We start from the raw sequence: 19352 nt of genomic DNA on the forward strand, positions 1-19352 counted from the left end.
GGTTACTTATTTTTGAAACAATTTATCCAGTTTTTGCTCGAAGGCATGATAGTTCAGATGCTCATACAATTCGGCACGAGTTTGCATAGTGTCAACCACTGCGGCCTGAGTGCCATCGCGCATAATCGCTTCATAAACATTCAGAGCGGCTTTACTTGCTGCACGGAACGATGACAGCGGATACAGAACCAGCGACACGCCGTTTTCAGCCAGCTCACTTTGGGTATAAAGTGGTGTAGAGCCGAACTCAGTAATGTTGGCCAATACAGGCACTTTTACGGCATCTGCAAATTGGCGGTACATTTTCAAATCGGTCATAGCTTCAGGGAAAATCATGTCCGCACCGGCTTCGACACAAGCCTGGGCGCGTTCGATAGCGGCATCCAAACCTTCTACCGCCAGCGCATCGGTACGTGCCATAATCACAAAGTTCTCATCAACGCGAGCATCTACGGCAGCTTTGATACGGTCGACCATTTCATCTTTAGAAACGATGGCTTTGTTCGGACGGTGGCCGCAGCGTTTTTGCGCTACCTGATCTTCGATGTGAACCGCTGCAACACCAGCGCGTTCAAAGTTACGAATGGTACGGGCAATATTGAATGCACCGCCCCAACCCACATCGATGTCCACCAGCAAAGGGGTATCCACGTTATCCGTAATGCGTCGCGCGTCGATCAGCACATCTTCCATTGTGGTAATGCCCAAATCAGGGATACCGCAAGAGCAGGCTGCCACGCCGCCGCCAGACAGATAGATTGCTTTGAAACCGCTTTGGGTGGCCAATCGTGCAAAGTAAGCATTGACACAACCGACTACGGCAAGAGGGTTTGATTCTTTCACGGCTTGACGGAAACGTGCTCCGGCAGAGTGTTGGCTCATCATATTTCTCCTTTATAGACTTTTTTCAGTATTAATCGGACGGCTCGGTTTTTCACAACTTAAAACGAACCGTTTAAAAAGAAACAATCGTTCTAAAAACTGTTTTCAGACGGCCTATAAAATTTCCATTATCAACCATCTGAAAATTTAAAATCAATAAATACAAATAGTTATCAAAACCAATAAATACAATAAGGCTGAAGCGGAGGTGTACGTTTTTTAATTTTTATTAATCAAAATATGAATTCGATTGGAGATACAGATATTTTAAAACCCGAAACGTTTGTAGGAATGCGGAAACTGGATTCGGGTTGAGAGCCTTCAGACCGTCGGGACTGCCAATAAGCTAGCGGCGACAGGAGTGGCAGAGATGGGAGAAAATCTATAACAAGAGAGAGTGGTTTGATACAGATTCATGATGATGTTCCTTTGTAGTGCGATGTAGTTTTTATTTATGGAAACAAATTTAAAAAATAAAACAGGTCTTGTCAAACACTTTTTTCAAAAAAATTATAAAAAATTCAGTTATTAATAAACGATTTTTTTGCAACAAATGCAAAAAACGGACAGGCTGTACCACATTAAACCCTTGTGTGGTCTAGCTTCTGTCCGTTTTGTACTTTTGACTAATAGTCAGAATGATTGTAAACAATCCATCTAAAAATAATTTATAATTAATTCATTTATAAGGAACTTTTAAATATACCTTCTGAAAAATTTTAAAATTTTAGCCTGTAAATTTTCAGACGGCCTTTGCATGATGACTACTCTGCACTAAATGCCGTCTGAAAAGTCTGTTTGCCAATGGTAATGTCGGCAGTGTAATCATGGCGGCCTTCGATGCAAAACGGCAAGCGGATTTGCACAGCCTGCCAACTTTGCGGCGATTGTTGCGTCAGGTTGTAACGATTAAAGCCCATGTCCATGTTTTCCATACTGAAACTGATACTGACCGCGTCCGTATTCTTCGGCACATTTTCCACTACAATATCAAAAGGCTCGTGTGTATTGATGGATGTCGCACGCACTTTTGAACCGTCAGGCAGGACGCAGCCTTGTGTTAGACTACATTCAACTACATTCGCTTTTGTCTGTTGTCGCTGCCACCAATCCAAGAGCAGCAGTTTGGCCGCCGCAAACACAATCAGTAAAACAGCGGCAATCAGTAGTTTTTGATTTTTACTCATTCCAGACGGCCTCAATGTCATTATCGGTCACAACGGCGTGCGCACCCATGCTCTGCCACTGTTCGCGATAAATGGAAACCATACTTTCCGGAGCTGCCGCAATCAGCGGCATAGCCACGCCTTGCGCCAAAATATCGACAACTTGCTTGGCTGCCGCTTCATTCTCCACTTTCCATACGACAGCATCCGCATTTTGCACCTGCCGCCATTGTTCGGCATTTTCAATGATTGGCCACGCGCTGGACGCTTCTTGCGGCTTGCCTTGTTGCCAATCGACAAACTCCAGTAATACCGCCGATGCAGTTTGATGAGCCAATCCATATGGCGCAACATGATATTCGCCCATACTGTTTTGACCGCTGAAGCCGCTTTTCAGACGGCCTTGAAACTGGCGCGGGACGGAAAGGGAGCGTAACAATGCGCTATTGGCAGGCAACATCGGCTCAACGGTAAAATCCCCTGCCTTTTGCCATGCCCATTTCTGCCCTTCCCTCGATTGGATTTCACCTGTCCATTGGTCGGCTTCCACCCATAAAAAATGCAGGCGTACATGTGCGTGTTCGTAGGAATGGACTTTGGTCAGCCACGGCGTAGCGGCGAGGATACGGATGCCGAGTTCTTCTTCAAACTCGCGTTGCAAGGCTTGAAAATCGCTTTCGCCTGCCTCAACCTTGCCGCCAGCAAATTCCCAATAACCGGCATACGGCTTACCCTCCGGGCGGGAACTGAGCAGGTAGCGGCCGTTTTTGTCGAGCAAAATTCCGGCAACCACTTGTACCAATGGACGTGTGTCTTCAGTCATCATGAGATTATTCTTATATGCGGCAGGCGGCGACACCTGCCGATTTATGCGTAAAAAAACGATGTCGGGCCCATACGCCCGACTTTTAACAAATATCTAATCCTTCAGGCCGTCTGAAAAGGATTTTATCTTTCAGAATACTTAAATCCGGCCTTATTTTTCCGCAATGACAAAAGCCATAACGGTATCCTCTTCATCGCTCATACTGAGATGGCAGCCGCTGATACCCTGCTCCTCCAGCCATTTGGTCAAAGCCGGTGCAAAAAACAATTCAGGTTTGCCCAGTGCGTCATGTCCAACACCGATATTGCGGAAAGACACCACGCCGCGTATGCCCGTACCGACGGCTTTGGCAAAAGCTTCTTTGGCGGCAAAGCGTTTGGCAAGATAGTTGACCGGCTTGCCTGCCTGTGGAAACTCCAACAGCTCTTCCGGGCTGAGAATGCGTTGCGCAAATGCCAGTCCGAATTTTTTGTTCAGGCGGATAATGCGTTTGAGGGAAACAATGTCTGTACCAATTCCGTAAATCATGGGTCTGCTCCTTGTTTAAATAGTCAGGCCGTCTGAAAGTGTGAATACCGGCCAAAGCCAATTGTCTTAGTCGGTATGACTGATGCCGTTAAGGCAGCATTCTGGCTCTGAACATGACTTCCTTCATTTGGCGGACAGCTTCTGGCAAGCCGAGGAAGAGTGCTTGGGAAATCAGCGAATGCCCGATGTTCAACTCGCGGATGGCAAGAATTTGAGCAATCGGCGTTACGTTGTGAATGGTCAGGCCGTGTCCGGCGTTGACGACCAAACCCAAATCGCTGGCGTAATGCGCGCCGTTTTGAATGCGCTCGAATTGTTTCATTTGCTTGGCGTGGCTGTGCGCATCGGCATATGCACCGGTATGCAACTCGATAACAGGCGCGCCGACATCATAAGCGGCTTGGATTTGCGCGTTGTCGGCATCGATAAACAAGGACACGCGGATGCCTGCATCGGTCAGGATTTTAGTGAACTCGGCCACTTTATCCTGTTGCGCCAATACGTCCAAACCGCCTTCGGTGGTTACTTCTTGACGTTTTTCAGGCACGAGGCACACATCTTCCGGCATGACGTTGAGCGCGTTTTCCAGCATTTCTTCCGTCAGCGCCATTTCCAAATTCAGGCGCGTGCGGATGGCGTTTTTAACAGCAAACACGTCCGCATCTTTAATATGGCGACGGTCTTCACGCAAGTGCATGGTAATCAAATCTGCGCCGTGGGTTTCCGCAATCAGCGCCGCTTCGACAGGGCTGGGATAAATCGTACCGCGCGCATTGCGGACGGTGGCAATATGGTCGATATTTACGCCTAACAACATAATAATGTCCTTTCTTTAAGGTTTCAGACGGCCTGAGTCATTACCTATCAAAGGCCGTCTGAAAAAGTTCAACTGCCTAAGCCAAACTGCTGCAACTGCTGCAAAACCTGCCGAGACTTGATGCCCTCGGGTAGAAGGTTGTCAATCAAAAGCCGCGTTACTTTCAAAGCCTGCCCCAGACTTTCCTGATGAACGAAACTGCCTTCCCTCAAATTGATTAAGGTCGCACCCAATACGGCAACGCCCTTATTAAGCGCATGGAAACGGTCAGCCTCGGCCAGGGGAACCACAGCTTCTTCAGGCGTGAGCCAATATGTTTCTTCTCCATTGATTTCATTACCGTTGCCGTCATGGAACAAATCGGGGGCAAAGCCCAATCGTGTCAGCAGCGTCCATTCAAAACGGCGCAAAGCGGCTATGTGGTTGGCCTCGCAACAAATGGTTTTCATGGTTTCCGCCAAAACATCGTAAAGCTCGGGCAACGGGTCTTCGCGGACGGTCAACTTCAGCATCAACTCGTTCACATACAATCCGCTGAACAAAGCCCTGCCCTGCGGCTGCGGCCAACCGCCTATCCATTCGGCGCGATGCAGAGTCTTCAACTCTTGCGAGCCATACCAAGACGCGCTCACCGGCACAAACGGCACCAATACGCCGCGCAATTCACTCTGTCGTTTACGCGCGCTTCTGGCCAACAAAGCCACCCGTCCATAACGGCGACTGAAAGCCTCCACCCACAAGCTGCTCTCGCGCCAAGGGGCGGAAGCAAGCAGAAAGACAGGTTCGTGGTTGATGCGGTTTGGTTGCGCCATAAGGGTTTGGAAAGATAAAGATTGTGTTGATTATAACGGAAAATCGATGCAAAAAGGCCGTCTGAAAGTCTACCTTCTATAAAGGCCGTCTGAAAACCTTTATAATCCGTTTTGAATGAACAACCGACTTTCCTGTGTTTATGCCGAAATTCCCTTTTAAATCCGCCCTTTCCCTACTCTCCGCAGCCCTATTATCCGCCTGCTCGCTGGTGAAATATCAGCCTCTTGCCGGTATTGATACGGTCGACCTGCAACGCGGCTACCGCTTTGAAACCAGCCAACTTCAGCGCAACAACGAAGACGATACGCTTATTGTATTGATGTTCTCCGGCGGCGGTACGCGCGCGGCAGCCTTAGGCTATGGCGTGTTGGAGCAGCTTCATAAGCAACAGATTACCATCGGCGGCAAAAAACAGTCTTTGATGTCGAATGTCGATGTGGTGGTCGGCGTATCTGGCGGCTCGGTTTTGGCGGCTTATTTTGCACTCAAGGGCGAAGAAACCATTCCCTTGTTTTATAAACGTTTCCTACACCAAAACTTCCAACGCCAAGTCGTCAAACAGGCATTCTCCATGTCCAATCTGCCCCGACTGGCCTCGCCTGAATACGGACGCGGCGATCTGTTGCAGGAGCAGTTTGAAAACTACCTTTTCGGCAAAACCACTTTCCGCGATTTGGAAAAAAATGCCAAGGGCCCGTTTGCCATCATTTCCGCCACCGATATGGGCATAGGCGAGCGTTTCAATTTCACGCAGGAATATTTCGACCCGATGTGTATCGACTTGGGCGACTTGCGACTTGCCCGCGCCGTCGCAGCTTCAAGCTCCGTGCCTATGGTATTTGCACCGATTACCCTAAACAACAACGGCGGACGCTGCAGCTACACGCCGCCGATCAAAATCGAAGATGCAGACGACAGCGAAACAGGCAGACAACAAAGCCGCACCATAAAAGAATTTTACGAGCGCTTCCAAAAATACGCAGACGGGAAAAACCGACCCTACATCCACCTGATAGACGGCGGCCTGACCGACAATCTGGGTATGCGCAGCCTTTTGGATATGACGGAAATGTACCCGGAAAAAATCCTGACAAACAAAATCCTGCAAAACAACATCCGCCATATCGTCGTCATCAACGTCAATGCGCAAAACCAAGTCAGCAGCAATTTGGACAAAACCGCGGCCGTTCCCGGTTTCCGCGACGTCGTCTCCTCCATCGTCAATATCCCCATTGACCAAAACTCGCAAGAATCCCTACGCCGTTTCCGTGCCTTTGTCGATCAGTGGAATAAAGACAAACAGACCGACGGCATCAGCTTCTCCTTCGTCAGCCTCAACCTCAAAGACCTCCCTCCTTCCGAGTTGAGGGAAAAAGTATTGAATATCCCGACCAGTTTCTATCTGCCACCGGAAGATGTGGACAACCTGCGCACCGCCGCCGAACTGATGAAGCAGTCGCTGGACTATCGCAATCTGCTGGCAGAGTTTGCGGCGCACCCAAATCCAGACATCATCTTCGCAGCCCCACCTCCTGATGCGCAAGAATTCAAGCCATTGAACGAAAAAGAAAAGCAGTAGCAATCTGTTCCATAAAGTATTGCTCTGTTAAAATAGACAAATAGATTTCAACCCCTTCAGACGGCCTCAGAGATAAAGGCCGTCTGAAAAAAATATCAAAAACAGAATACAACCATGACCGAAAAAACCACGCCTATCGTTACCGATATTGACCGCCCTATTCTCGTTCCGCCCGGCGGCCATAAAAAAGTCCTGCTGCATTCCTGCTGCGCCCCATGTTCCGGCGAAGTGATGGAAGCCATGCTTGCCAGCGGCATCGACTACACCATTTATTTTTACAACCCCAATATCCATCCGCACAAAGAATATATGTTGCGCAAAGAAGAAAACATGCGCTTTGCGGACAAATTCGGTATCCCCTTTGTCGATAAAGACGACGACTACGAAAACGACCGTAAAGAATGGTTCGCCAAAGCCAAAGGCATGGAATTTGAACCCGAACGCGGTATCCGCTGCACCATGTGTTTCGATATGCGTTTTGAAAAAGCGGCCCAATACGCCCATGAAAACGGCTTCCATGTTTTCACCAGCTCACTGGGCATTTCACGCTGGAAAGACATGAAACAGATCAACGGCTGCGGCCATCGTGCTGCCGAGCCGTACGATGACTTGGTTTATTGGGATTTCAACTGGCGCAAAGGTGGCGGCAGCGCACGCATGATTGAAATCAGCAAGCGCGAGCATTTCTACCAACAAGAATATTGCGGTTGCGCCTACTCCCTGCGCGACTCCAATGCCCACCGCAAATCGCAAGGCCGCATCCCCATCAAGCTGGGCGTATTGTATTACGGTGATGAATCCACCCAATACGAGCCTCAAGCCGAAAACAAAATCATTGTTGAGAAATAAATATCAAAGGCCGTCTGAAACATTCAGACGACCTTTGTTCAAATCAGACGATTAACGGCTGCGGAATTTACCGTGATCAAAATCATCAAATGCCTGATAAGCAGCTTGGCATTGAATTTTTTGCTCGGCATAAGGTAAACCGCGGAACGCTTTTGCCGCTTTTCGGTTTTCCCTCAACTCGGCCTTGTTGCCTTTGTAGCGATACCAAGCGGCACGGCGCTCAAGGTATCTCTTACAAGCAGGATGCAATTTGTTTTTCTTCGCCTGCTGGTGTTTGCTCACATGATGGCCATGCGGTTTAGCCGCTGCTTCGGCAGAATAAGTACCCAAGCTCAATACGGCAACCGCCGCCAGTGCGGAACCTAGATTTTTCAACATTAACATGATTCGCCTCCTAAATAGTTTTTCCATTATATGTTTCGCCAGGGCACCGGCAAAACGCCCATTTTTTACATGACAAAAAATGTGGTTAATTACTACATCATACTACTTGCTTTGCAAAATTTAACACACCTTCCATTTAGACGAAACCTGAATATAAATTTCTTTATTTCATAAGCCTCTAGCCAATGTCTGGCCAAATGTGATGTAAACGCAAAATAATGCCAAATCGCCACAAAGCCACATAAAATCTAGTTTAAGCCTCCCATCCCCTAATCCACACCCCGAAAAAAGCGCATTGTCAAGTCTAGTTAAACAAAGAAAAATACATTATATTGTGCCGTTCAAAGCAATCACATACCGTATCTTGTGTTTTTTAATGGGAAGACTGAACAATGAATGCAGCAACGAATATTAAAGTAACCAAACGCGACGGACGCTTGGAAGATATCAATTTAGACAAAATCCACCGTGTTGTTACTTGGGCGGCAGAAGGCTTACAAAACGTCTCCGTATCGCAAGTCGAGCTCAAATCTCATATTCAGTTTTACAACGGTATCCGTACCGACGATATTCATGAAACCATCATCAAGGCCGCGGCCGACCTGATCTCACAAGATACGCCTGATTATCAATATCTGGCTGCCCGCCTCGCCATTTTCCATCTGCGCAAAATCGCTTATGGCGAATTCGAGCCGCCTCACCTCTACGATCACGTTAAAAAACTGACCGAAGCAGGCAAATACGACCGCCACATCATCGCAGATTACAGCCGCGAAGAATTCGACGAGCTGAATGCCTATATCGACCACAGCCGCGATATGACCTTCTCTTATGCTGCCGTAAAACAGCTGGAAGGCAAATATCTGGTTCAAAACCGCGTTACCCGCCAAATTTATGAAACGCCTCAGTTCTTATACATTTTGGTGGCCATGTGTCTCTTCAGCAAATATCCGAAAGAGACCCGTTTGGATTACGTCAAACGCTTTTACGATGCCGTTTCCACATTTAAAGTATCGCTGCCGACCCCGATTATGAGCGGCGTGCGCACGCCTACGCGCCAATTCTCAAGCTGCGTATTGATTGAATGCGACGATAGCCTTGACTCCATCAACGCCACCACCAGCGCGATTGTGAAATACGTTTCCCAACGAGCAGGCATCGGCATCAATGCCGGCCGTATCCGCGGCTTGGGCAGTGAAATCCGCGGCGGAGAAGCGCAACACACCGGCTGTATCCCATTCTTCAAAATGTTCCAAGCGGCCGTTAAATCCTGCTCGCAAGGCGGCGTACGCGGCGGTGCTGCAACCTTGTTCTACCCATTGTGGCACATCGAAGCCGAAAGCCTGTTGGTATTGAAAAACAACCGCGGCGTAGAAGACAACCGTATCCGCCAACTGGACTACGGCGTACAAATCAACCGCCTGCTGTACACCCGTTTGATTAAAGGCGGCAACATTACCCTGTTCTCGCCGAATGAAGTTCCGGGTTTGTATGATGCCTTCTTCGCCGACCAAGACGAATTCGAGCGCCTCTACACTCAATACGAACAAGATCCAAACATCCGCAAACGTACTTTGCCGGCAACAGAATTGTTCTCTACCCTGATGCAGGAGCGCGCCGGCACCGGTCGTATCTACATCCAAAACGTTGACCACTGCAACACACACAGTCCGTTTGATCCTCGCGTTGCACCTGTTCATCAGTCCAACTTGTGTATGGAAATCGCCCTGCCGACCAAACCGCTGGACAACATCAACGACGCAGAAGGCGAAATTGCCTTGTGTACCTTGTCCGCCTTCAACTTGGGCGCATTGAACAACTTGGACGAACTGGAAGAGCTTGCCGATTTGACCGTACGCGCACTTGATGCCCTGCTGGATTATCAAGACTATCCGGTTGCTGCAGCACGCACCGCGACCATGAACCGCCGCACACTCGGCATCGGCGTCATCAACTACGCTTACTATCTGGCGAAAAACAGCGTACGTTACAGCGACGACTCTGCCCTCGGCCTGACCCACCGCACCTTTGAAGCCATGCAGTATTACCTGCTCAAAGCATCGGTAAACCTTGCCAAAGAATACGGCGCATGCCCGCTGTTCAACCAAACCGTTTATTCGCAAGGCAAACTGCCTATCGACACCTACAAAAAAGACTTGGACGCCGTGTGCAACGAGCCTTTGCACTACGACTGGGAAAGCTTGCGCGCCGACATCGTCAAATACGGTCTGCGCAACTCCACCCTGACCGCACTCATGCCGTCTGAAACCAGCTCGCAAATTGCCAACGCCACCAACGGCATCGAGCCTCCACGCGGCCTGGTCAGCGTTAAAGCATCAAAAGACGGTATTTTGAAACAAGTCGTACCGGAATTTGAAACCCTGAAAGATGCCTACGAAACCCTGTGGCAGCTTCCAGGCAACGAAGGCTACCTGAAACTCGTCGGCGTAATGCAAAAATTCGTCGATCAATCGATTTCCGCCAATACCGCCTACGACCCGAACAAATTTGAAGGCAGCAAAGTTTCCATGAAACAAATGCTGAAAGACCTGCTGACCGCCTACAAATACGGCGTCAAAACCCTGTACTACCACAACACCCGAGACGGTGCGGACGATACGCAGGCCGATATTCAGGATGACGGTTGCGCTGGGGGGGCTTGTAAGATTTGATAAGGGGGATTTTCAGACAACTTTTAGCGTTTAAAAGGTCGTCTGAAAAATATTAAGAAAGTAATACTGAAGGGAAAAATAATGTTTTATCATGTATTGGTAGAAACTAATGAAAAAGATAAAAAAGGCAGAAATAGACAATATCATGAACTTGATATACAAGATAAAGCTAAGGTATTAGAAAAGTTTGTAATACCGTATCTAAAAGAACAGCCGTTGAGAATAGATGGTTATATCATAAAAGATATTTGCCGATTTGTTGTAACACAATCTGACTTAGAGACTACATCAATTAAAAAAATCCTACAGGATAAATGGGATGATAGGCAACGAAACTCTAATGTAGTAGCTATATGGATATATTCAAAAGAAGAAGTATCAAGAGACGAGAGATATACAAAAAATATAACTGATGAACTTTTAGAGGAAGGCCAGAACTTATTAGCAACTACTGTTCCAAAACATAAAAAAGAGATACCTACTTATTCTAATGAAGTTTTTATCGTTCATGGTCGGGATACTCTTCTCCGCACTCAAGTAGAGAATGTACTGAGAGCATTAGGACTAGAACCAATTATTTTGCAAGAACAAGCCAATATCGGAAAAACAATTATTGAAAAAATTGAAGAATGTACAGATGTAGGTTTTGGTATTGTTCTTTATACGCCATGCGATGAAGGTCGTCTGAAATCAGAAGATAGAGAGCTTAAACCCCGCGCAAGACAAAATGTAGTGCTTGAACATGGTTATTTGATGGCGAAGTTAGGGAGAGAAAGAGTTTGCTGCTTAGTTAGTAAAAATGTTGAATTTCCATCAGATATTCAAGGTATAGGTTATATACCAGCAAATGATTTTGACCAATGGAAATACAAAATTGCGAAAGAGTTAAAAGCAGCAGGATTCGATATTGATATGAATAGACTTTAAGATATAGTCCCAAATCTGTACTAATTTTTTCAGACGACCTTCACTTAAATCCAAAAGGTTGTTTGTAATCAAAATTGCTAAATTTAAATAATCCGAGAAAAACTATGTCCTGCGAACACCTAACCATGTCATACAGCACCTTTTCCAAAACCAAAAACGACGCGCTGAAAGAGCCGATGTTTTTTGGTCAGCCGGTAAATGTCGCCCGTTATGACCAGCAGAAATACGAAGTATTTGAAAAACTGATCGAAAAACAATTGTCTTTCTTCTGGCGTCCGGAAGAAATCGACGTATCGCGCGACCGTATCGACTACGCCAATCTGCCCGAACACGAAAAACATATTTTCATCAGCAATCTGAAATACCAAACCCTGCTCGATTCGATCCAAGGCCGCAGTCCGAACGTTGCGTTCTTGCCTTTGGTGTCTATTCCCGAGCTGGAAACTTGGATTGAAACGTGGAGCTTCAGCGAAACCATCCACTCGCGCAGCTATACCCACATCATCCGCAATATCGTGAATGATCCTTCAGTCGTGTTCGATGATATTGTGCAAAACAAATACATCATCGCCCGTGCTGAAGACATTGCCTGCTATTACGATGATTTGATTGAATACACTCAGTATTACAATCTGTTGGGCGAAGGTTCGCACAATATCGGCGGCAAGCTTGTTACCGTATCTTTGCGTGAGTTAAAGAAAAAGCTCTATCTCTGCCTGATGTGCGTCAACGTATTGGAAGCCATCCGCTTCTACGTTTCATTCGCCTGCTCGTTCGCCTTTGCCGAGCGCGAATTGATGGAAGGCAACGCCAAAATCATCAAGCTGATTGCCCGCGATGAAGCACTGCATTTAACCAGCACCCAGCATATGCTGAACCTGATGCGTGCCGGTGCCGATGATCCTGAAATGGCTGAAATTGCAAATGAATTACAGGACGAGTGTTTCAATCTCTTCAAAAAAGCAGCCGAGCAGGAAAAAGAATGGGCGGCATATCTGTTTAAAGACGGTTCCATGATTGGCCTGAATAAAGAAATTTTGGCTCAATACGTTGAATATATTACCAATCTGCGCATGCAGGCGGTTGGCCTTCCTGCTGGATTTGAAGGTGCGACTCAAAATCCGATTCCTTGGATTAACGCATGGCTGTCTTCTGACAATGTACAGGTTGCGCCGCAGGAAGTAGAAATTTCCTCTTACCTGATTGGTCAGATTGATTCGGAAGTCAATGCCGACGATTTGGGCGATTTCGAGCTGTAATCGAACATTCGGTTTTATGATCAAGGCCGTCTGAACGGTGTGGCAGAAATCTTTGATTTCGTCTTTACACCGTTTCAGACGGCCTTTCCAATCCAAACAAATCATATGGCACTCATCAGCACACACGACAAAACCTTCCAACTCCAACAAGGCGAAACCTTATTGGAGGGCTTGGAGCGCACCGGTCACGAGGTTGAATACCAATGTCGCAGCGGTTATTGCGGTTCATGCCGGGTCAAAATCTTGGATGGAAAAGTCTCTTATGATAATTTTCCGCTCGCTTTTGTCGCGCCCGGAGAAATTTTGCCGTGTTGCTGTCGGGTTACTGAAGACATCAAGCTCGATTGTCGGGAGCGCATCAAAGAGCCGGACTTATTTGATGTCGATTTATTTGAAGATAAATAAAAAATGCCGTCTGAACATTGTGGCCGAAATCTTTGATTTCATTTCCACCGTTCAGACGGCATTTTGTATGGTCAAGCTTACTTACGTTCGCCAACCGGCAAAACCGTCTTGCCGAAAGATTCGTTGATGACTTCTGCCGCTGCCAAGTAGAACGCACCAAGTGCAGTTACCAAGCCTAAGCAACCGCCGATATGGACGATGCTATGATTTTCCATGCCATCGCCAATACCCAATGCAAAGAAAGTCAGTGTCAAGCAAAAGAAAATACCGCTCAATACTTTAGGCTTGGTCAAGGTGGCCACAAACATCATTAGCGAAAACATACCCCATGCGCAGAGATACCAACCGATAAATGCCGGGGCTGTTTCACCTTTAAAAAAGATGGTAAACAAAGCCCATGTCCACCAGAAGGCGCCATAGCTGATAAAAGCGGTAAAGCCAAACGTATTACCTTTCTTGAACTCAAACATGCCGGCAATAACTTGGGCGATACCACCAAAGGCGAGAGCCATGCCCAAAACTAAGCCGACACCCTCTTGAGCAGTAAAAAAGCCGCCGTTAATCAGGCTGAGCAACCAAGTTGTCAATGCAAAGCCACACAGGCCTACTGGACCTGGATTCGCCAGGTTTTCTTTAGTAGTAGTCATTTTATTTCTCCTCTGGTTATTAAAATAGGAAACCCATTGTTACCTATTTTATTTAAAATTAAAAGAAATAAATTTAAAAAAATCAGGCCATCTGAAAAATATTTTTCAGACGGCCTTGAATATTAATAATTAAACTATCCCAAAATTGCCAAGATTTTCCTTAATTCGTTGGCATCAATTTGGCCGGGGGCCGACGTTTTTTGTGCCGCACCAAAGGTAACGGCCGAGCCGAAAGTCGAGCCGGCCAAGCGGCTGACGGCTCCGATTTTACCCATAGACATAGTAATAATCGGGCGGTCAATAATTTGTGAAACATCATATGTAGCCTGTAATAAGGTCAATACATCTTGCGGCGATTGCGGCATAACAGCAATTTTGCAGATATCCGCGCCCCACTCGGCCATTGTTTTCAGACGGCCTGTAATGTCTGCCAAAGACGGAGTGGCTTGAAAATCGTGATTACAAAGCAAGGCGGCAGTTTGATACTCATGCGCCAAAGCAATGGTTTGTTTTACGCCGCTTTCCCCGGCAAAAAGCTCGATATCGATAATATCGGCTTGTTTGGAACGGATGATTTTTTCCAATAATTCAAAATAATAGTCATCCGAACAAGGCGTATTACCGCCCTCTTGCGCCCTTCTAAACGTAAACAGCAAAGGCTTGTCAGGAAAAGCCTGTCGAGCTATGCCTAATTGCTCGGCAATAAAATAGGCATCAAGCGCAGCTTGGAAAAAATCCGCACGAAATTCAATAATGTCAAAAGCCGTCTCTTTCAATACGCGCAAAGCCTGCTCCAATTCCTGCGTATTGGCGGCTACCAGCGGCACGGCAATTTTAGGCAGGCCTTTGCCAATCTCGATATTTTTGATGATAACAGGTTTCATATTGTTCCTTTTGCTGTTCAAGCCAATCAGTGCAGATGCTCGTAAATGGTTTCCGCCAATGCTTTGCTGATGCCTTCCACTTTTTCCAAGTCCTCGCGGCTGGCGGCAATCACGCCGCGCAGACCGCCGAATCGAGTGAGCAATGCTTGGCGGCGTTTGCTGCCGATACCGGGGATTTCGCTGAGTGAGGAAGTAACGCGTGCTTTGTCGCGTTTTTTGCGGTGGCCTGTAATCGCAAAGCGGTGCGACTCATCGCGTACGGTTTGCAATAAATGCAAAGCCGGGCTGTTGGGCGGCAGGCGGAAGACTTCGCCGGTAAAAGGCAGTATGAGTTCTTCCATACCGGCTTTGCGCTCAGGGCCTTTGGCGATACCGACTAAAGGAATATGCAGCCCGAGTTCTTCCCATACCGATACGGCTACGCCGATTTGCCCTTTGCCGCCGTCAATCAACACGACATCCGGCCATTTGACACTTTCGCCGTTGGCTTCGGCTTCCTGCATTTTGCCGTAACGACGCGTCAACACTTCGCGCATAGCGGCGTAGTCGTCGCCGGGCTTGGCGGTTGTGATGTTGTAGCGGCGGTATTGCGAAGGCTGGATGTTTTGCTCATCGTACACAACGCAGGACGCAATAGTGGCCTCGCCTTGCGTGTGGCTGATATCGAAACATTCAAGGCGGTTGAGGCCGTCTGAATCCATGCCGAGGATTTTGGCCAGTTCATCAATACGGTGTTGCTGGCTGCTTTGTTGCAGGCGGCGTTGTGCAATCGCCATTTGTGCGTTTTGTTCCGCCATTTTCAACCAGACTCTGCGTTCGCCTATGGTTTTGGTGACAAACTGCATCTGTTTGCCGTGTTCGCCCTCCAAAGCCTCTTTCAGCGCATCGGGAACGGGAAAGTTGCTGATAATGATGTCGGGTTTGCTTTTGCCCAAATAATGTTGGGCGACGAAGGCTTCGGCGTAATCTTGTCCGTTTGGCTCGGGATCGTTTTTGGTGTCTGGGAAAAAGCTTTTGTCGCCGACGTGCCGTCCGCCGCGGATGCTGACCCAGTGTACGCAGACCAGGCCGTCTGAAACCACCAGCGCGAGCAAATCGATATCGTTGGGATTGTTCGGATTTTTACTGTCGATAAACTGATTACTCTGCATGATGCCGAGCGCTTGGATTTGATCGCGGTAACGCGCGGCTTCCTCAAATTGTAGATTCGCGGCGGCAGTTTGCATTTTGTGTTGCAAGGTGCGAGTCAATTCATCAGTTTTGCCATTGAGGAAAGTCGCGGCTTCACGCACGCTGTCGCGATAATCTTCTTCGCTGATATGGCCGACACAAGGCGCGGTACAGCGTTTGATTTGGTAAAGTAGACAAGGACGGTCGCGATGCTCGAATACGCTGTCTTCACAGGTACGCAGCATAAAGACTTTTTGCAACACCTGAATGCTGTCGCGCACGGCGTTGCTGTTGGGATACGGACCGAAATATTGATTAGGCTTTTTCAGCGTGCCGCGGTAATACGCCATTTGCGGATATTGATGACCGCTGAGCATCAAATAAGGATAGCTTTTGTCATCGCGGAAAAGAATATTGTATTTCGGCGACAGGGCTTTGATGAAGTTATTTTCGAGAATCAGCGCTTCGGCTTCGGAACGCGTGATGGTGGTTTCGATATGGTGAACCTGTTTTACCATCAATGCGATGCGCGGCGAATGGTCGTTTTTTTGGAAATAGCTAGAAACGCGCCGCTTGAGATTGACCGCTTTGCCGACATACAAAACATTATTGTCTTCGTCAAAAAAACGGTACACGCCCGGCAGATTGGGCAGATTTTTCAGGAAAAGAGGTAAATCGAACGGTTCGGTTGCGCTCACGGGATTTTCTTTTGGAATAAGCAGGCCGTCTGAAAACTTTTCAGACGGCCTTTTTCATTGACGTTTAAGATTCTTGAGACGGAGTATCTTCAGCTTCTACCACTTGGTTTTCAGCTGCATCGCTTTCCAAAGCGGCTTCATCTTCAGCCTCTTCGGCCACGCGTTCCAAGCTGACCAAGGTTTCGCCTTCATCCAGATTAATCAGGCGGACACCTGCGGCAGCACGGCCGGTCTCGCGGATTTGCTCAACTTTGGTACGAATCAGGACGCCGCCGCTGGTAATCAGCATCAGGTCGTCGGTTTCGCTGACCAAAGTGGCGGCAACCAAATCGCCGTTGCGCTCGCCGGTATTAATGGCGATATTGCCTTGGCCGCCTTTGTTTTTACGGCTGTAATCGGCAATCGGGGTACGTTTGCCATAGCCGTTGGCCGTAGCGGTCAATACTTGCAAATCGCTTTGCTCGGCTTCAGGGGCGAAGGTAATCAGGCTGACAATCTTGCCATCGGCCGGCAGGCGCATACCGCGCAGGCCGCCGCTGCCACGACCGGACGGACGGACACCGTGTTTGCCGCTTGGCAATGCGTTTTCGGCATTTTCATCATCCAGGCCGTCTGAATCTTCGTTTTCGGTTTCAATATCGGCATCTTCTGCTTCATCGTTACCGGATTTTTCCCAATATTCGTTAAAGCGGATGGCTTTGCCCAAGTTGGAGAACAACATAATGTCGTCCGCACCGCCGGTTTGCGCTGCGCCGACCAAGTAATCGCCTTCTTTAAGCGCGATGGCTTTGATGCCTTGGCTGCGGACGTTTTTAAACGCAGACAGCTGGACTTTCTTCACCATACCTTGTGCAGTGGCGAAGAAGACGTATTGGTCTTCGGGAAACTCGCGAACAGCCAAAATCGCGCTGACTTTTTCGCCCTCTTCCAATTGGATAACGTTATTAATCGGACGTCCGCGGCTGTTGCGGCCGCCTTCCGGCAGTTTGTACACTTTAATCCAATGGCACTTGCCCAAATTGGTGAAGCACATCAAATAATCATGCGTGTTGGCAACAAACAGGGTTTCGATAAAGTCTTCATCTTTGGTTGCCGCTGCTTGTTTGCCGCGGCCGCCGCGACGTTGCGCCTGATAATCGGTTGTCGGCTGGGTTTTGATGTAGCCGCCATGAGTCAGGGTAACGACCATTTCGCGTTGCGGAATCAGGTCTTCATCTGCAATATCGCCACCAAACGGATTGATTTCGCTGCGACGCTCATCGCCGAAGTTGGCTTTGATGTCTGCCAATTCTTCGCGGATGATTTGGGTAACGCGTTCAGGTTTGGAAAGAATATCCACGAAATCAATGATTTTGCTCATTAGGTTTTTATATTCGCCGACAATTTCTTCCTGATCGAGACCGGTCAGGTTGCGCAGGCTCATGCGCAGGATGGCATCGGCTTGCAATTCGCTCAGATAATAGCCTTGACTGTGCAGGCCCAAATTTTCAGGCAAGCCTTCAGGGCGCATCATGTGCAGGTCTAAATCGGTACGGCTGAGCATGTCTTCAACCAAGCTGCTGCGCCATGGGCGGGACAGCAGTTTTTCTTTGGCTTCCGGCGCATTGGCAGATTCTTTGATCAGACGGATGATTTCGTCGATATTGGACAAAGCAACTGCTTTACCTTCGGCAATATGGCCTTCATGACGCGCTTTTTTCAGGCGGAATAAGGTACGGCGGGTAACGACTTCGCGACGATGGCGCAGGAATTCGGACAGGATTTGTTTCAGGTTCAGCAAGCGCGGCTGGCCATCAACCAAGGCCACCATATTAATACCGAAACTGTCTTGCAGCTGGGTCAGTTTGTAGAGTTGGTTCAAAACGACTTCGGCATTTTCATTGCGTTTCAATTCGATCACGACACGCATACCGGATTTATCGGACTCGTCGCGCAGGTCGGATACGCCTTCCAGCGTTTTTTCGCGTACCAACTCGCCGATTTTCTCAACCAGCTTGGCTTTGTTTACTTGATATGGGATTTCATCGATAACGATGGCTTCGCGTTCACCGTTTTTACCGATAGGCTCGATATGGGTTTTACCGCGCATCACTACACGGCCGCGGCCGGTTTTATAGCCTTCGCGCACGCCGCTCAAGCCGTAAATAGTTGCGCCTGTTGGGAAATCGGGCGCTTGGATGATATTGATCAGCTCGTCGATTTCAGTTTCAGGCTCGTCCAACAAACGTAGGCAGGCATTGATGGTATCGCCCAAATTGTGCGGCGGGATATTGGTTGCCATACCGACGGCAATACCGGACGAACCATTGACTAACAGCGCAGGGAAACGGGTCGGCAATACCAGCGGCTCATGTTCGCTACCGTCATAGTTGGGGCCGAAATTAACGGTTTCTTCCTCGATATCCGCCAGCATTTCATGGGAAATTTTTTCCATGCGGATTTCGGTATAACGCATGGCTGCTGCAGCCAAGCCGTCGACAGAACCGAAGTTGCCCTGACCGTCGATCAGCACATAACGCATGGAGAAGTCTTGTGCCATGCGGACGATGGTGTCGTAAACGGCTGTATCACCGTGAGGGTGATATTTACCGATAACGTCGCCGACGATACGCGCCGATTTTTTATAGGCGGAATTCCAGTTGTTTTTCAACTCGTGCATCGCGTACAACACGCGGCGGTGTACCGGCTTGAGACCGTCGCGGACATCCGGCAGGGCTCGGCCCACAATCACGCTCATGGCGTAATCGAGGTAGCTCTTGCGCATTTCGTCTTCAAGGCTGACAGGCAGGGTTTCGAGTGCAAATTTATGGTCGTTGCGGATGGTTGCGTCGGTCATGATTATCTGT

The 19352-nt window shown here is 48.2% G+C and carries 17 protein-coding genes; 6 read left to right on the plus strand and 11 right to left on the minus strand.

From position 1 onward, the window contains the following. Window positions 1–6 precede the first annotated feature (6 nt). The 6 genes from prpB to recO all read right to left on the minus strand — a co-directional run bounded on the left by prpB (window position 7) and on the right by recO (window position 5031). The gene (prpB, locus tag O3682_RS08610) at window positions 7–882 is read right to left on the minus strand and encodes a methylisocitrate lyase (RefSeq protein ID WP_002233567.1); all 876 of its coding nucleotides are present in this window, start codon (window positions 880–882) and stop codon (window positions 7–9) included. Between the two features lie 764 nt (window positions 883–1646). Continuing rightward, window positions 1647–2069: a hypothetical protein gene (locus O3682_RS08615; protein WP_371509607.1), complete on the minus strand. Its 423-nt coding sequence runs from the start codon at window positions 2067–2069 to the stop codon at window positions 1647–1649. Beyond that, the gene (locus O3682_RS08620) at window positions 2062–2871 is read right to left on the minus strand and encodes an NUDIX domain-containing protein (RefSeq protein WP_371509669.1); all 810 of its coding nucleotides are present in this window, start codon (window positions 2869–2871) and stop codon (window positions 2062–2064) included. The genes O3682_RS08615 and O3682_RS08620 overlap by 8 nt, the downstream gene beginning before the upstream one ends. 153 nt (window positions 2872–3024) lie before the next feature. Then, window positions 3025–3402, minus strand: coding sequence for a holo-ACP synthase (gene acpS / locus O3682_RS08625; protein WP_070711955.1), 378 nt, complete (start codon window positions 3400–3402; stop codon window positions 3025–3027). 88 nt (window positions 3403–3490) lie between these two features. Further along, complete coding sequence (gene pdxJ / locus O3682_RS08630) at window positions 3491–4219, minus strand: pyridoxine 5'-phosphate synthase (protein ID WP_371509609.1); 729 nt, start codon at window positions 4217–4219, stop codon at window positions 3491–3493. A gap of 68 nt (window positions 4220–4287) precedes the next feature. Next, entirely contained in the window at window positions 4288–5031 is a 744-nt protein-coding gene (gene recO / locus O3682_RS08635; protein ID WP_371509610.1) for a DNA repair protein RecO, read from the minus strand. 140 nt (window positions 5032–5171) lie between these two features. Here recO and O3682_RS08640 point away from each other — a divergent pair, with 140 nt between their 5' ends. Together O3682_RS08640 and O3682_RS08645 are read left to right on the plus strand one after the other, a co-directional pair. Further along, entirely contained in the window at window positions 5172–6611 is a 1440-nt protein-coding gene (locus O3682_RS08640) for a patatin-like phospholipase family protein (RefSeq protein ID WP_371509613.1), read from the plus strand. Window positions 6612–6725: 114 nt separating this feature from the next. After that, the gene (locus O3682_RS08645; RefSeq protein ID WP_101756277.1) at window positions 6726–7460 is read left to right on the plus strand and encodes an epoxyqueuosine reductase QueH; all 735 of its coding nucleotides are present in this window, start codon (window positions 6726–6728) and stop codon (window positions 7458–7460) included. Between the two features lie 51 nt (window positions 7461–7511). Here O3682_RS08645 and O3682_RS08650 read toward each other — a convergent pair whose 3' ends face one another. Beyond that, window positions 7512–7844, minus strand: a complete 333-nt coding sequence (locus O3682_RS08650; RefSeq protein ID WP_371509614.1) for a stress response protein — start codon at window positions 7842–7844, stop codon at window positions 7512–7514. Window positions 7845–8236: 392 nt separating this feature from the next. Between O3682_RS08650 and nrdA the strand changes: the two genes are divergently transcribed. The 4 genes from nrdA to yfaE all read left to right on the plus strand — a co-directional run bounded on the left by nrdA (window position 8237) and on the right by yfaE (window position 13107). Further along, on the plus strand, window positions 8237–10516 hold the full coding sequence (gene nrdA / locus O3682_RS08655) for a class 1a ribonucleoside-diphosphate reductase subunit alpha (RefSeq protein WP_371509616.1): 2280 nt from the start codon (window positions 8237–8239) through the stop codon (window positions 10514–10516). A gap of 81 nt (window positions 10517–10597) precedes the next feature. After that, window positions 10598–11443 carry a TIR domain-containing protein gene (locus O3682_RS08660; RefSeq protein WP_371509618.1) on the plus strand — a complete coding sequence of 282 codons (846 nt, stop codon included), beginning with the start codon at window positions 10598–10600 and terminating at the stop codon, window positions 11441–11443. Between the two features lie 125 nt (window positions 11444–11568). Beyond that, window positions 11569–12702: a class Ia ribonucleoside-diphosphate reductase subunit beta gene (nrdB, locus tag O3682_RS08665; RefSeq protein ID WP_039863698.1), complete on the plus strand. Its 1134-nt coding sequence runs from the start codon at window positions 11569–11571 to the stop codon at window positions 12700–12702. Window positions 12703–12807: 105 nt separating this feature from the next. Next, complete coding sequence (gene yfaE / locus O3682_RS08670; protein ID WP_003686421.1) at window positions 12808–13107, plus strand: class I ribonucleotide reductase maintenance protein YfaE; 300 nt, start codon at window positions 12808–12810, stop codon at window positions 13105–13107. A 77-nt stretch (window positions 13108–13184) separates the two neighbouring features. On the opposite strand, the gene O3682_RS08675 is transcribed toward yfaE, so the two are convergent. The 4 genes from O3682_RS08675 to gyrA all read right to left on the minus strand — a co-directional run bounded on the left by O3682_RS08675 (window position 13185) and on the right by gyrA (window position 19342). Continuing rightward, a complete protein-coding gene (locus tag O3682_RS08675) occupies window positions 13185–13754 on the minus strand; it encodes an acetate uptake transporter (RefSeq protein ID WP_004520357.1) in 570 nt (189 codons plus the stop codon). Between the two features lie 134 nt (window positions 13755–13888). After that, complete coding sequence (gene aroD / locus O3682_RS08680) at window positions 13889–14638, minus strand: type I 3-dehydroquinate dehydratase (protein ID WP_371509620.1); 750 nt, start codon at window positions 14636–14638, stop codon at window positions 13889–13891. Window positions 14639–14664: 26 nt separating this feature from the next. Beyond that, a complete protein-coding gene (gene uvrC, locus O3682_RS08685; RefSeq protein WP_314597600.1) occupies window positions 14665–16506 on the minus strand; it encodes an excinuclease ABC subunit UvrC in 1842 nt (613 codons plus the stop codon). A gap of 64 nt (window positions 16507–16570) precedes the next feature. Continuing rightward, window positions 16571–19342 (minus strand): DNA gyrase subunit A, encoded by a 2772-nt coding sequence (gene gyrA, locus O3682_RS08690; RefSeq protein WP_049335215.1) that lies wholly within the window; start codon window positions 19340–19342, stop codon window positions 16571–16573. Between the last annotated feature and the right edge of the window lie 10 nt (window positions 19343–19352).

Source organism: Neisseria sp. 27098_8_112 (assembly GCF_041433235.1).
Taxonomy (GTDB): Bacteria; Pseudomonadota; Gammaproteobacteria; order Burkholderiales; family Neisseriaceae; genus Neisseria.